12 protein-coding genes and 1 pseudogene are annotated in these 14361 nt (G+C 71.3%); 7 read left to right on the forward strand and 6 right to left on the reverse strand.

Annotated elements, in window-relative coordinates:
* Positions 1-228 precede the first annotated feature (228 nt).
* On the reverse strand, positions 229-2325 hold the full coding sequence (parE, locus tag J2S22_RS26385; protein ID WP_272778774.1) for a DNA topoisomerase IV subunit B: 2097 nt from the start codon (positions 2323-2325) through the stop codon (positions 229-231).
* A 250-nt stretch (positions 2326-2575) separates the two neighbouring features.
* Between parE and J2S22_RS26390 the strand changes: the two genes are divergently transcribed.
* From J2S22_RS26390 to J2S22_RS26405, 4 genes are all read left to right on the forward strand, one after another.
* A complete protein-coding gene (locus J2S22_RS26390) occupies positions 2576-3919 on the forward strand; it encodes a S8 family serine peptidase (protein ID WP_272778775.1) in 1344 nt (447 codons plus the stop codon).
* A gap of 15 nt (positions 3920-3934) precedes the next feature.
* Positions 3935-4228 (forward strand): hypothetical protein, encoded by a 294-nt coding sequence (locus J2S22_RS26395; protein ID WP_272778776.1) that lies wholly within the window; start codon positions 3935-3937, stop codon positions 4226-4228.
* Positions 4229-4398: 170 nt separating this feature from the next.
* Entirely contained in the window at positions 4399-4947 is a 549-nt protein-coding gene (locus J2S22_RS26400; RefSeq protein ID WP_272778777.1) for a DedA family protein, read from the forward strand.
* 99 nt (positions 4948-5046) lie between these two features.
* Positions 5047-6039 carry an MBL fold metallo-hydrolase gene (locus J2S22_RS26405; RefSeq protein ID WP_272778778.1) on the forward strand — a complete coding sequence of 331 codons (993 nt, stop codon included), beginning with the start codon at positions 5047-5049 and terminating at the stop codon, positions 6037-6039.
* Positions 6040-6147: 108 nt separating this feature from the next.
* Here J2S22_RS26405 and J2S22_RS26410 read toward each other — a convergent pair whose 3' ends face one another.
* Complete coding sequence (locus tag J2S22_RS26410) at positions 6148-6732, reverse strand: methylated-DNA--[protein]-cysteine S-methyltransferase (protein ID WP_272778779.1); 585 nt, start codon at positions 6730-6732, stop codon at positions 6148-6150.
* A gap of 198 nt (positions 6733-6930) precedes the next feature.
* Between J2S22_RS26410 and argC the strand changes: the two genes are divergently transcribed.
* Entirely contained in the window at positions 6931-7989 is a 1059-nt protein-coding gene (argC, locus tag J2S22_RS26415; RefSeq protein WP_272778780.1) for an N-acetyl-gamma-glutamyl-phosphate reductase, read from the forward strand.
* Positions 7990-8132: 143 nt separating this feature from the next.
* Here the strand turns inward: argC and J2S22_RS26420 are convergent, their stop codons facing one another.
* The 4 genes and pseudogenes from J2S22_RS26420 to phaC form a co-directional block, all read right to left on the reverse strand.
* Positions 8133-8540, reverse strand: a complete 408-nt coding sequence (locus tag J2S22_RS26420) for a hypothetical protein (protein ID WP_272778858.1) — start codon at positions 8538-8540, stop codon at positions 8133-8135.
* Positions 8541-8902: 362 nt separating this feature from the next.
* Positions 8903-9017 (reverse strand): annotated as a pseudogene (locus tag J2S22_RS26425) (AbrB/MazE/SpoVT family DNA-binding domain-containing protein); the annotation flags it as partial.
* Between the two features lie 55 nt (positions 9018-9072).
* Entirely contained in the window at positions 9073-9762 is a 690-nt protein-coding gene (locus J2S22_RS26430) for a CBS domain-containing protein (RefSeq protein WP_272778781.1), read from the reverse strand.
* Positions 9763-9987: 225 nt separating this feature from the next.
* Positions 9988-11733, reverse strand: a complete 1746-nt coding sequence (gene phaC, locus J2S22_RS26435) for a class I poly(R)-hydroxyalkanoic acid synthase (protein ID WP_272778857.1) — start codon at positions 11731-11733, stop codon at positions 9988-9990.
* A 933-nt stretch (positions 11734-12666) separates the two neighbouring features.
* Between phaC and J2S22_RS26440 the strand changes: the two genes are divergently transcribed.
* Positions 12667-13005 carry a hypothetical protein gene (locus tag J2S22_RS26440; RefSeq protein WP_272778782.1) on the forward strand — a complete coding sequence of 113 codons (339 nt, stop codon included), beginning with the start codon at positions 12667-12669 and terminating at the stop codon, positions 13003-13005.
* A 129-nt stretch (positions 13006-13134) separates the two neighbouring features.
* Positions 13135-14352 (forward strand): LL-diaminopimelate aminotransferase, encoded by a 1218-nt coding sequence (locus J2S22_RS26445; RefSeq protein ID WP_272778783.1) that lies wholly within the window; start codon positions 13135-13137, stop codon positions 14350-14352.
* Positions 14353-14361: the final 9 nt, after the last annotated feature.

Below are 14361 nucleotides of genomic sequence, written 5' to 3' on the forward strand. Positions count from 1 at the left end.
TTTAGACACAAGCCGATCTCCGATTCAGACCTCGATGATCGGCACCCTCCGCCCTCACGAACCCCCGAAGAAGGTGGGGCCAAAACGACGCTTACCGAGCGGCGTCAAGTGGAGCATATCAAACTGAGACACTACCTGCTCGGGCCATCACCCTTCGAGGCCCGGCTTCGCCGGGCACCTCAGGGTGACGGGGAGAGTCAGTGGTCGGCGCCGAGGCGCCGCGCCCCCTCACACGTCCAGCATCTCGTCGCTGGCGAACTCGGCGCGCTCCTGGATGAAGGCGAAGCGGGTCTCGGCCTTGGTGCCCATCAGGCGCTCGACCGACCTGGCCGTGTCGGAGCGGTCCTCGGCGAGCAGCTTCACCCGCAGCAGCGTGCGGGTCTTGCGGCTCATCGTCGTCTCCTTGAGCTGGTTCGGCATCATCTCGCCCAGCCCCTTGAAGCGGCCGATCTCGACCTTGGCGTTGGAGCGGAACTCCTTCGCCATGATCTGGTCCTTGTGCTTGTCGTCGCGGGCGTAGACCGTCTTGCCGCCGTGCGACAGGCGGTAGAGCGGCGGCACCGCGAGATAGAGATGGCCGCTCTCGATCAGCTGCGGCATCTGGCGGTAGAAGAACGTGATCAGCAGCGAGGCGATGTGGGCGCCGTCGACGTCGGCGTCCGTCATCACGATCACCTTCTCGTAGCGCAGGTCCTCGTCGCGATAGCTCGCGCCGGTGCCGCAGCCGAGCGCCTGCACGAGGTCGGCGAGCTGCTGGTTCTGGGCGAGCTTGTCCTTGCCGGCGCTCGCCACGTTGAGGATTTTTCCGCGCAGGGGAAGGACGGCCTGGGTCGAACGGTCGCGCGCCTGCTTGGCCGAGCCGCCGGCCGAGTCGCCCTCGACGATGAAGATCTCCGAGCCCTCCGCCGCCGTCCCGGTGCAGTCGGCGAGCTTGCCGGGCAGGCGCAGCTTCTTGACCGCCGATTTCCGGGCGATCTCCTTCTCCTGGCGGCGGCGCAGGCGCTCCTCGGCGCGCTCCACCACCCAGTCGACCAGCTTGTTGGCCTGGTTCGGGTTGCCGGCCAGCCAGTGGTCGAACTGGTCCTTGACGGCGCCCTCGACGATGCGGCTCGCCTCGGCGGTGGCGAGCCGGTCCTTGGTCTGGCCCTGGAACTCGGGCTCGCGCACGAACACCGAGAGCATCACGCCGGCGCCGTTCATCACGTCGTCGGAGGAGACGCCGGCGACCCGCTTGCCCTGGCCGACGCGCTCGGCGTGGTCCTTCAGGCCGCGCAGCAGCGCCGAGCGCAGGCCGGACTCGTGGGTGCCGCCCTCGGGCGTCGGGATGGTGTTGCAGTAGGAGGAGACGAAGCCGTCGCCGTCCGCCGTCCAGGCGATCGCCCACTCGACCGCGCCGTTCTGGCCGGGCCGGCCGTTCGCGCCGGTGAACAGGTCCGGATGGACGAGGGTCTGGCCCTCCACGGCACCGGCCAGGTAGTCCTTGAGGCCGCCGGCGAAGTGGAACGTCTCCTCGCTCGGCACGCCGTCGAGGCCGACCAGCAGGCTCGGGTCGCAGCGCCAGCGGATCTCGACGCCGCCGAACAGGTAGGCCTTGGCGCGCGACATCTTGAACAGGCGCTGCGGGCTGAAGCGCGACTTCGGGAAGATCTGCGCGTCCGGCTTGAAGCGCACCCGGGTGCCGCGCCGGTTGTTGATCTTGCCGAGGCTCTCGAGCCCCCCCTGCGGCTTGCCGCGCGCGAAGACCTGGCGATAGAGCTGGCCGCCGCGCGCCACCTCGACCTCCAGCCTTTCCGACAGCGCGTTGACGACCGAGATGCCGACGCCGTGCAGGCCGCCCGAGGTCTCGTAGACCTTGGAGTCGAACTTGCCGCCGGCGTGCAGCATGCACATGATCACTTCGAGGGCGGACTTCTTCGGGAACTTGGGATGCGGGTCGACCGGGATGCCGCGGCCGTTGTCGGTCACGGTGAGCCAGCCGTCGGCCTCCAGCGACACCTCGATGAAGGTGGCGAAGCCGGCCAGCGCCTCGTCCATGCAGTTGTCGATCACCTCGGCGAACAGGTGGTGCAGGGCGCGCTCGTCGGTGCCGCCGATATACATGCCGGGCCGGCGCCGCACCGGCTCCAGCCCCTCCAGCACCTCGATGTCCTGGGCCGTGTAATTGCCGTCGCCGCCGGCGCCGGCCGGCGCGCGGCGCGGCTCGGGCTTCGGATCCGGCCGGGCCGGATCCGGCTTCGCCGGCTCCGGACGGCGGGCCGCGGGGGCGCCGGCGCCGAACAGGTCGTCGGGGGTCTTGGAAGCGGGCTTCTGGGCGGACTTGGCCATCGGACGTGTCGGTCTTTCACGGTCGGACGGCCGGGGTCCTGCGCGCGCATCCTGCGCGGGGGCGCGGGAACCGGCCGAATCGGGATGGCCGCACTATGCCACGCGGCCGGGCGAAGGTGTGGCGCGATCGTGGCGGGAAATGCTGCGGGGCAACAATCGCTGATGTCGTGCGTGCCTTCCAGGGTTGTGAATTGCCGAACGATGCAACCCTTTCGTACTCTTGCTGCGTCCGACGACAGGAGGAAACGGCATGCGCATACCCGTGCTCGCGATCCTGCCTTCCCAAGAGCCCCTGATCGAGTCGGCGACCGCTGCGGCGGTCCGCCGCGCGCCCCAGATCGGGCTCGAGTCCACGACGGTGCCGCCCGGCCTGACCCTCGATCCGGCCTTTCCTGCCGTACCGGTGGGAAAGGGCCTCACCGCGGGTGCGACGCTGGAGGCGCTGGCGCCGACGCAATCCCAGAACTTCGCGGTCCGTGGCTTCATCGAGGCCGAGGATCCCCGCGAGATCCCGACCGAGAGCGACGGCCGGCCGCTGTTCGCCGACCCGGTCATCGCGCCGTTCCTCACCTGCGGCGGCACGCCGCCGGTCGGCACCGCGGCCGACGTCGCCACCAGGCTGAACGTCCCGACGCTCGCGGCCCGGGGCCTCGACGGCGACGGCGTCGCGGTGGCGATCATGGACACCGGGATCAACCTCGCCCATCTGCAGCGCAAGCTCGGCGCTTTCCCGCGTCTCGACGTGGGCAATTCGTGGACGCCGGCCGGGGCCACCGCGGGTCCCGGCAAGCATCCGGTCGACCACGGCACCATGTGCGCCTACGACGCCCTGATCGCGGCGCCCAAGGCGACGCTGCTCGACTACCCGATCCTCGCCACCACGGCGCCGGGCGGCTCGGTGACGGGCAGCACGCTGAGCGTCGCCCTGCAGGCCTTCGCCCAGCTGATCGCGTTCTGGGCCGTCGCCTTCGCGCCCGGCGGGGCGCTGCGCTACAAGGCCCTGGTGGTCAACAACAGCTGGGGCATCTTCCATCCGAGCTGGGATTTCCCGCCCGGCCATCCAGGCCGCTACATCGACAATCCGAACCACCCGTTCAGCCTGATCGTCGGCGTGCTGGCCCGGGCCGGCGCCGACATCCTGTTCGCGGCCGGCAACTGCGGCGGCGAATGCGCCGACGGCCGCTGCCAGGCGCGCACCACCGAGACCATCATGGGCGCCAATGCCAGCCCCGACGTGCTGACGCTCGCCGGTTGCGACGTCACCGACACGCGGGTCGGCTACTCGTCGCAGGGCCCGTCGATCGCCGGCATGTTCCAGCAGAAGCCGGACATCACGGCCTACACGCATTTCCTCGGGTCGGAGGCGTTCGGGCAGGGGTCGCCGGACAGCGGCACCTCGGCGGCCTGCCCGGTGGCGGCCGGATGCGTCGCGGCGTTGCGCACCCGCCTGTCGCCGCAGGCGATGCCGCCCCGCAACCTGTTCGCGCAGCTCACCACGACGGCCCGCCAGGTGCAGGGCGGGCCGGGCTGGAACAGGAATTACGGACACGGCATTATCGACCCGGATGCGGCGGGCCAGAGCGCCGGCGTTTGACCGGAGGCACGGCCGATGGGCGAGCCAAAGACGGCACTGATGACGGTGACGGGCCGCGGCGGGCCGCCGACGCTCGCCGAGGCGGCGACCCAACTCGGCCTCGGCCCCGCCGATCTCGATGCCGGCTTCGGTGTCGTCCCGGTCGATCCGGAGCGCAACCTCTTCGCCGTCGGCGTGCGCGCCGACCGCGTTCCCCCGGCCGCGCCCGGGCAGGCCGGCGAGGTCTATCGCGGACCATTCTCCAACCCCGAGATCGCGCCCTTCGGTCCCGTGCAGCCGGCCGAGCCCGCGAAGAAGGGCGGCCGCTGACCGGCATGGCCGGCGCGCCGCCCCGGCGCCGCGCGTGACAGACGGGGGCGGCCGTGGAAGAGTGCGCCCGCGGCATCGCCGCAGGCCCGGCCGGAGCCCGGGGCGGGGTGGTGCGGGTGCCGCGTCACGCTGCCGCGGACGCTCCGGCACCCGGGAACCTACCCAGGCCCATGCTCGGCTCCCATCTGTTCCCGGACATGTTCGAACAATACACCCAGGCCCTGATCGACTTCGTGCGCGACAACCAGGTGTGGGCCGCCCCGGTGGTCGGCCTGCTCGCCTTCACCGAGTCGCTCGCCTTCTTCTCGCTGATCGTGCCGGCCTGGGCGGCGCTGATCGGCATCGGCGCGCTGGTCGGGCTCGGCGGGCTGGAGTTCTGGCCGATCTGGGTGGCGGCGGCGGTCGGCGCCGCGCTCGGCGACTGGCTGTCCTACTGGCTCGGCTTCACCTTCAAGGACAGGGTCGCCCATGTGTGGCCGCTGTCGCGGCATCCCGAGCTGCTGCCCAAGGGCGAGGCCTTCATCAAGCGGTTCGGCGTGGCGGCGATCTTCATCGGCCGCTTCTTCGGGCCGCTGCGCGCCTCGGTGCCGCTCGTCGCCGGCATCTTCGTGATGCCGTGGTGGCACTTCCAGGCGGCCAACTTCTCCTCCGCCTTCGTCTGGGCCGCCGTGCTGCTGGTGCCCGGCGCGCTCGGGCTCAAGTGGTTCACCGGAGCGTGAACGGGCGTGTCGTGCGCGCGCCGCGCCGCCGTCGTAGAAGCGCCGTGCCGAAATCCCTTCGATCCCCGAAGTGACACACCCCCGACCGTGGAGGAGAGGATGAGCGACATGACCCGCCGCACCGTTCTGGCCGGAGCCGCCGTGGGCGCCGCCGGAGCCGGCCTGCCGGCCGCCGGCCCGGCCCGCGCCGCCGCGCCGCCGGCGACCGGCCAGGCGCCCGGCTTCTACCGCTACAGGGTCGGCAGCATGGTGGTGACGGTGGCGACCGACGGCGCCCGCACCTTCCCGATGCCGGAGGGCTTCGTGAGGAACGCCGACAAGGCCGCCGTCGATGCCGCGCTCCAGGCCGCCTACATGGAGCCCGGCAAGATGACCATCGTGTTCAACCCGCTCGCCGTGAGCACCGGCGGCAAGCTGGTGCTGATCGACACCGGCAACGGCCCGGCGGCGTTCGAGCAGACGAAGGGCGCGGTCGGCCAGTTCTCGACGAATCTCGCCGCGGCCGGCATCGCGCCCGAGGCGGTCGACGCGGTCATCATCTCCCACTTCCACGGCGACCACATCAACGGCCTGCTCACCGCCGACGGCAAGCCGCTCTACCCCAAGGCCGAGATCCTGGTGCCGGAGGCCGAGTGGGCGTTCTGGATGGATGACGCCGCCATGGCCAGGGCGCCGGAGGGGCTGAAGGGCAACTTCGCCAATGTGCGCCGGGTGTTCGGCGTGTTCGGCGAGACGGTCACCCGCTATCCGCACGACAAGGAGGTGCTGGCCGGCATCACGCCGATCGCGACGCCCGGCCACACGCCGGGCCACACCTCCTTCGTGCTCGCCTCCGGCAACGGCAAGGTGCTGGTGCAGTCCGACGTGACCAACCACCCGGCGCTGTTCGTGCGCAACCCCGGCTGGCACGCCATGTACGACATGGACGGCGCCAAGGCCGAGGCGACCCGCCGCCGGCTGTTCGACATGGCCGGGGCCGAGAAGCTGCAGGTGCAGGGCTTCCACTTCCCGTTCCCGTCCGCCGGCTTCGTCGAGAAGGACGGGGCGAGCAACTACCGCCTGGTGCCGGTCGCCTGGAACCCGACGCTCTGATCTGTCGCACGCCGCGAGACGAGGAGGCGCCACCCCGGGTGGCGCCTCCTTTGCTTTTGCGGGTTCGCTTCGCGCGGCCCCTTTGCGCGTCCGTCCGGCGCGGCCGCGTCAGAATCCCGGCAGCATCGGCTGGCCGCCGTCGAGCCGGACGCCTTCGAGGGCGAGCAAGCGGAGCTTGGTCGCGGTGCCGCCGGGGGCCGAGAAGCCGCCGGGGCGGTCGCCGGCGGCGAGCACGCGGTGGCACGGCACGAGGATCGGCACCGGGTTCTTCGCCATCGCCACGCCGACCGTCCGGGCGATGACGGGCGGGCCGGCGGCCGCGGCGATCGCGCCGTAGGTCGCGGTCTCGCCGAAGCCGAGCCTTCGGGTGACGGCGTAGATGCGGCGGTGGACCGGCGGCACCCCGTGCAGGTCGAGCGCGGCCGCGGCGAAGTCGATCCGCTCGCCGGCCGCGTAGCGCCGCAGCAGCGCGATCGCGGCGGCGACCGGCGGCGGCGCCGCGGCCCGCGTCCAGCCGAGGCGCTCCAGCCCCGCCGCGAGGGCGGCGGCGTCGCTCTCGGGCAGGCGCAGCCGGACGATGCCGTCGCGGCTCCAGGCGATGCCGAAGGTGCCGAGCGCCGTCTCGAACAGGTCGAAGGCGCAGGGGCGGGTCGACCGGTCGATGGGCGGGTCGGACGGCTGCGGCGTCGCCATGAAGGGCCTCCGGCGTTCCGGTCGGGCAGGACGGACGACCCGACGATCGGCCCGTCGCCGGGCGAATTCAAGCCGCCGCCGGGCAGGTCCGCGCCGCCGCGCACGGCCGCCCCGCGCCCGGCGGGGTCTTTCGCCCGACGCAACGAGGGTCTATGTGTCCGCCGCACTGAAATGTACCGGACCGCGGAAGGACAGGTCATGGCGGACAAGGCGAACATCGGCATCCTCGGCGCCTCGGGATACACCGGCTCGGAGCTGCTGCGCCTGCTGCTGCGCCATCCGCGCGTCGACATCGCCGTGCTCACCGCCGACCGCCGCGCCGGCCAGGCGATGCGCGACGTGTTCCCGCAGTTCTCGCCCTATGCGCTGCCGCGCCTCGTCGCCATCGACGCGATCGACTGGCCGAGCGCCGGGCTCGACCTCGTCTTCTGCGCGCTCCCGCACGGGACGACCCAGACCGTGATCGCGTCGCTGCTCGAGACGGCGCCGAAGACCAGGGTGGTCGATCTCTCGGCCGACTTCCGGCTCGCCGACCCCGAGGCCTATGCGCGCTGGTACGGCCACGCCCATCAGGCGGAGGCGCTGCAGCGCGAGGCCGTCTACGGCCTCGTCGAGGTGTACCGCGACAAGATCAAGGGCGCGCGGCTGGTCGCCAATCCTGGCTGCTACACGACCTGCGCGCAGCTGCCGCTGCTGCCGCTGATCCGGGCGCGGGCGATCGACGTCGACGAGATCGTCGTCGACGCGAAGTCGGGCATGACCGGCGCCGGCCGCGCCGCCAAGGAGGCAATGCTGTTCTCCGAGGTGTCGGAAGGCTTCCACGCCTACGGGGTCGGGCATCACCGCCACATGGCCGAGCTCGACCAGGAGTTCTCCAAGGCGGCGGGTCGCACCGTGGTGCCGACCTTCACGCCGCATCTGGTGCCGATGAACCGCGGCATCCTCTCGACCATCTATGTGCGCGGCACCGAGGGCAGGGGGCCGGAGGAGCTCTATGCGATCCTGGCCGACACCTACCGGGAGGAGCCCTTCGTGCACGTGCTGCCGTTCGGCGAGATGCCGCAGACCCGCCACGTGCGCGGCTCCAACATGACCTTCATCGGAGTCGCCAAGGACCGCGTGCCGGGCCGCGCCATCGTCGGCGCCGCGCTCGACAACCTGGTCAAGGGCGCCTCGGGCCAGGCCGTGCAGAACATGAACCTGATGCTCGGCTTCCCCGAGACGCTGGGGATCGAGCAGGTCGCGCTGTTCCCCTGAGGGGCGGGCTGCCGGTCAGTCCGGGGCGCCGCGCAGCGGCGAACCCGGACTCCAGCCACAGTCTCCGCATCGGTCGCTGGATTCCGGGTTCGCGGCTTCGCCGCGCCCCGGAATGACCGCGACCCGATCACCTGGAAACAGGATCACGCCGCGCAGCCGGCCAGCGCCGGGGCGGCGATCTCGGTCCACAGGCGGTCGAACTCGTCGCGCAGCAGCGTCTCGAAGGCGCTCGGGTCGGCGAGCAGGTGCAGCTCGAGGCGGCGGCGGGCGAGCCGCCAGCGCTCGGGGCTCGCGCCCTCGTCGCCGGCGTTCCAGCCGGCGAAGTCCTGGCGGCCGACGGCGAGCAGCAGGCGGTCCGCCGCCCAGGCGTGCTCGGCCGCGTAGAACGCCTCGCGCCGCGTCGGCGCCGCCGCCGTGGCGGCCGCGCAGGCCACGACGGTGCGGCTCGCGAGAATGTTGCGGCGGGCGAGCCGGGCCGCCTCGCACTCGCGGCGATTGTCGTTGTCGGCCCGCAGGAGGGAGCCGCCGGAGGCTGCACGCAGAGGTCGCAAGGCACGTCTTCCCTGTCGTCGCCGGCCGCGGCGGACGATCCGCCGGCCGGTCGCGGCGGTTCCGGCGGCAGGCCTCCCGGCCGGCCGCGCGAGCGCCGTCTTCGGCGACAGATCTACGCCTCCAGCTCTTACGAGACCGCTGTGTCGGTCCGCGCAATTCGCCGCGAGACCATGGAGCCGTTGTTCACCAATCGGCCGGGATGCGGTGGACCGCCACGATCGGGCCACGCTGCGGCCGCAGCGGCCGATCTCCGCGATCGAGTGCGTCGGCTGGCCGGGCCTCTTCAGGATCCCGAAGACGTCGGAGATGGATCCGGAGGGGCTGGCCGCCGCCACGATCACCCGACCGTCGTCCAGCGTCTCCACCGTGACCTTGTCACCGGGCCGGACGCCGAGATGCCGGAGCACGTCCTTGCGGAGCGTGACCTGACCCTTCGCCGTGACGGTGAGCGTGCTCGTCCGAACCTCCGCGTGCACCCCGAAGGCAAGGCACGTGTGCCTTGCCTCCAAGCGCGGGGGCGGGCGCGGTGCGCTAGACCCCGGCGACCACCGGGCGGATCACCAGGTTGTCGTTGACGGTCCTGACGCCGGGGATCTCCTCGATGGCGACCCGCAGGGCCTGCTTCTCGGCGGCCGAGTCGACGACGCCCCAGGCGTCGACGACGCCGTTGGTCACCGTGACGTTGATCAGGCTGGTGGACAGCCACGGCTCGTCCTCCAGCCGCGCCATGATGGTCTTGCGCAGGTCGGCGTCGGCGACCGGGCTCGTCGGCGCCTGGCGGCGCAGCGTGGCGAGCGCGTGCAGCAGGTTGGCGCGGCTGACGAGGCCGACCAGCCGGCCGCCCTGGACGATCGGCACGCGCTTGATGTGGTGGCGCTCCAGCAGGCTGGCGATCTCGGCGACCGGCGTGTCGGGCGTCGCCGTGATCAGCTCGCGCGTCATCACGTCGGCGACCCGGCGGGCGTGCTCCTTGACGAACTCGGCCGCCAGCGTCTCGCGGCCCATCAGCAGCTTCAGCCACCACGAGCGCTCGTGGCCGGTGCCGGATTCGGCGCGGCGGAAGAGGTCGCCCTCGCTGACGATGCCGATCGGGCGGTTGTCCGGGTCGACCACCGGGACGCCGCTGATCCGGTTCTTGAGGAGGATCTCCGCGACGTCCTGCACCGACGTGTCGGGCGTCACCGTGACGACGCTGGTGGCCATGATGTCGGAGGCTTTCATGACGGGACTCCTGTCAGAGGCGTGTTGTTCGATGCTCGTTGTCCGCCCGGCCCGCGGCCGCGGCGGAGTGGAACCGTCGTCCGGACAGACTCCGCCGCTCCCGCGCGGACGGCATTGACGCCGCGCAAGTCTTCGGCCGATGCCGCGTCTCGCTTCGCAGAAGGGCTTCGCGTCTGTGCCCGGTCGTACCGGGGCGCGGACCCGACGGTTCGCGCCCCGTCCGCGTCAGCTGCGCACCTTCACGTAGCTGCCGGGCGCCTCCTCGATCGCCGGGAACTCGGCCGTGCCGGGCACGCGGGCCGGCACCTCGGTCGGGTCGAACCGGCGGATCCAGTCGAGCCAGTGCGGCCACCACGAGCCCGGATGCTCGGCCGAGCGCTTGATCCACGCCTCGACGCTGTCGCCGGCCTCGCCGGACGGCCGTGCGCCGGTCCAGTACTGGTACTTCTTTCCGGCCGGCGGGTTGATGATGCCGGCGATGTGGCCGGAGCCGGCGCAGACGAACTCGACGTCGCCGCCGAACATCGCCGCGCCGATGTAGACGGACTCGGCCGGCGCGATGTGGTCCTCGCGGGTCGCCACCGTGTAGATCGGCACCAGGATCTTCCTCAGGTCGAGGGTGACGCCGTCGATCTCCATCCGGCCCTGGCTGAGATTGTTCTCCAGATAGCAGTTGCGCAGGTAGTAGGAGTGGTTGGCGGCCGGCATCCGGGTCGAGTCCGAGTTCCAGTACAGGAGGTCGAACGGGAACGGCTGCTCGCCCTTGAGATAGTTCGAGATGATGTAGGGCCAGACCAGGTCGTTGGAGCGCATGAAGTTGAAGATCATGGCCATCTTGCCGCCCTCGAGATAGCCGATCTCGGCCATCCGCCGCTCGATCGCCTCGATCTGGCTCTCGTCCGAGGTGAACAGCTTGAGGTCGCCGCCCTTCTCGAAGTCGACCTGGGCCGTGAACATGGTGGCCGAGCGGATCCGCTCCGCCGTGCTGGTCGCCGACAGATACGCCATCGCCACCGACAGCATGGTGCCGCCGACGCAGTAGCCGAGCGTGTGGGCCGACGGCGCGCCGGTGATCTTCAGCACCACGTCGAGCGCCTCCAGCGGGCCCTGGCGCATGTAGTCCGCGAAGGTCTTCCGGGCGAGGTGCTCGTCCGGATTCACCCAGGAGATGGTGAACACCGTGAGGCCGTTGTCGACCGCGTACTTGATGAACGACTTCTCGGGATTGAGGTCGAGGATGTAGTACTTGTTGATCCACGGCGGGACGATCAGCAGCGGCGTCTTCAGCACCGTCCCGGTGGTCGGGGTGTACTGGATGAGCTGCATCAGCTCGTTCTGGTACACCACCTTGCCGGGCGTGATCGCGAGGTTGCGGCCGACCTCGAACTGCGAGTTGTCGGACTGGCGGATCTTCAGCTCGCCGTGGCCGGCCTCGATGTCCTCGGCCAGCATCTTCATGCCGCGCACGAGGTTGTCGGCGTTGGAGCGCAGCGTCAGGCGCAGCAGCTCCGGATTGGTCAGCACGAAGTTCGACGGGGCGAGGGCGTTGACCACCTGCTTCATGTAGAAGTCGGCCTTGCGCCGGGTCAGCGGGTCGAGCCCCTCGGCGTCCTCGACCAGATGGGTCGCCACCCGGCTGGTGAGCAGATAGGCCTGCTTGAGGAAGTCGAAATAGGTGTTGGTCGACCACTCCGGATCGGAGAAGCGGCGGTCGCGCGGATCGGGCGTCGCGATCGGCGGCGAGGTCTCGCCGGCCAGCCGCCGCATGGTCGTCGCCCACAGATCCAGATAGGCGTGGCCGATCGAGGTCTGCAGCTCGATGGCGCGCGTCGCGTCGCGCATCCAGTATTCCATCACCCGGCCGAAGGTGGTGACGATGTCGACCACCTGCTGGGGCGGCTCGTCGTGGATCTTGCCTTCCTCGCGCGGCTTCATGAACGCGGCGAGCGCCCGGCCGCCCTGTTCCATCATGCGGGCGACGTTGGTGGCGAACTTCTCGATGTCGACATGCGGCGGGCTGGTGTCGGGCGGCGGCTTCGGCCCCTTGGCGGCCTTCGGCTTCTCCGGCTTCGGCTCGGGCTTGGTTTCGGTCTTGGTTTCGGTCTTGGTTTCGGTCTTGGGCTCCGGCCCGGGCTCCGGCTTCGCGTCGAGCGCGGGCGCGGCGGCCGCAGGCTCGGACTCCGCAGGCTGGAACTCCGCCGGCCTGGACTCGGCGGCCGCGGGCGCCGGTGCGGCCTCGGGCAGGGGCGGGGGCACGGCGACGGCCTCGGCGGCCGCGGCGATCGCGTCCGGCGTGGTGCCCGGGCCGGGCTGCGGCGCCTCGGCCTTCTCGAAGCCCTCCGGCGGGGTGGCCGGGGCGGTCGGCGCCGGCTCGACCGGGGGCAGGGCGAGCGCCGCCGGGTCGGGCGTCGCCAGGTCGGGCGTCCCCAGGCCGGGCGCTCCCAGGTCCGGCGTCCCCAGGTCGGGCGGAAGGCCGGCGGCGTCGTAGCCGTTGCCGTCCAGATGCGGGGCCGGCTTGGGGCCGGATCCGGCCTCCGGCAGCGGCGGCGTCTCGTAGCTGAGCGGCGGCAGGCCGTCGTCCTCGGCGGTCAGGCCGGCGGCCTCGGCGACGCGGGTGGCGTCCTGCGACACCTCCGTCTCCCCCGTCGTCTCCGTCGCCCCGGTCGTCTCCCCGGTCGTCTCGGTGGTGGCGGGCGCCGCTGCGGCCCCGTTCCCCGCCAGCGGGTCGGCGGCCGGCGGGCCGGCCTCGTGGGCGGTCGCGGGCTCCGGCGTCACGGGTGCCGTCGGCCTCTCCTGGGCGGTGTCCATCGGGTTGGCGCTCCTTGGTTTGGACATATTATGCCGGTACCGCAACCGTCAGCCCAGCTTTTCAATCCATCCGTTAGATGTTGGTCGCCTCGCGCCATGTCCAGAAGCGTAACCCGGCGCCCGTGTGACCGATCGGCGGACCGTCGGTCCGGCCGCTGGCTCACCGTCGCGGCCCTGGTGGTCGCCGCCGGCACGGTCGCGGGCTGCTCGTCCATCCTGTCGGAAATGCCGCAGCAGGTCGGCGGCCTGCCGGCCGACGCGCCGCGGCGTCCGGCCACGCCGCCCAGCTACCCGGCCGTGAACGACGTGCCGCAGGCCCGCGCCGACCGCCCGATGACGGACGCCGAGCGCAGGAAGGTCCAGGCCGATCTCGACGCCGCCCGCGCCGCCGCGGCTAGACGGGCCGCCGCCGGGCCTCCCCTCCAGGCCCAGTGAGCCGGCCCGACCTCCCCTCTGGAAATGCAGCCCGATAGGGTTCCGACGCTTTACTGATCCGGCGATCGTCGTGCTAAAAGCCGCGCACGAGCCGGTCAGGCACCGACCTCGCAGCGGAGCTTTCGCATCATGGAAGAATTTCACCGGATTCGCCGTCTCCCGCCCTATGTTTTCGAGCAGGTGAACCGCGCCAAGGCCGCCGCCCGCAACGCCGGTGCCGACATCATCGACCTCGGCATGGGCAATCCCGACCTGCCGGCGCCCGCCCACGTGGTGGAGAAGCTCAAGGAGACAGTCGGCAAGACCCGCACCGACCGCTACTCCGCCTCCAAGGGAATTGCCGGCCTGCGGCGCGCCCAGGCCAACTATTACGGCCGCCGCTTCTCGGTGAAGCTCAATCCCGACACCCAGGTGGTGGCGACGCTCGGCTCCAAGGAGGGCTTCGCCAACATGGCGCAGGCCATCACGGCGCCGGGCGACGTCGTGCTGGTGCCCAATCCGAGCTACCCGATCCACGCCTTCGGCTTCCTGATGGCGGGCGGCGTCATCCGCTCGGTGCCGTGCGCGCCGGGGCCGGAACTGTTCCACGCGCTCGAGCGCGCCTGCATGCACTCGATCCCGAAGCCGACCGCGCTGGTGGTCTGCTATCCGTCCAACCCGACGGCCGAGGTCGCCGATCTCGACTTCTACAAGGACGTCGTCGCCTTCGCGAAGAAGCACGACCTGATCGTGCTGTCCGACCTCGCCTACGCCGAGGTCTATTTCGACGACAACCCGCCGCCCTCGATCCTGCAGGTGCCGGGCGCCTTCGACGTCGCGGTCGAGTTCACCTCGATGTCCAAGACCTTCTCGATGCCGGGATGGCGCATGGGCTTCGCGGTCGGCAACGAGCGGCTGATCGCGGCGCTGGCGCGGGTGAAGTCCTATCTCGACTACGGCGCTTTCACGCCCGTGCAGGTCGCCGCCACGGCCGCCCTGAACGGTCCGGAGGACTGCATCCGCGAGATGCGCGAGACCTACAAGCGCCGCCGCGACGTGCTGGTGGAGAGCTTCGGCCGCGCCGGCTGGGAGATCCCGCCGCCGCGCGCCTCGATGTTCGCCTGGTGCCCGATTCCGAAGCCGTTCGACACGCTGGGCTCGATCGAGTTCGCCACCATGCTGGTCGAGAAGGCCGAGGTGGCGGTCGCGCCGGGCGTCGGCTTCGGCGAGCACGGCGACGGCTTCGTTCGCATCGCACTGGTGGAGAACGAACAGCGGATCCGTCAGGCGGCCCGCAACTTGCGGCGGTTTCTTGAAACCGGCCCTGAAAAGTTGCACAACGTCGTACCCCTCGCACAGTCGCGCTGAGGCGCGGCT

Origin of the sequence: Rhodoplanes tepidamans (assembly GCF_030813915.1) — a bacterium.
Taxonomy (GTDB): domain Bacteria; phylum Pseudomonadota; class Alphaproteobacteria; order Rhizobiales; family Xanthobacteraceae; genus Rhodoplanes; species Rhodoplanes tepidamans.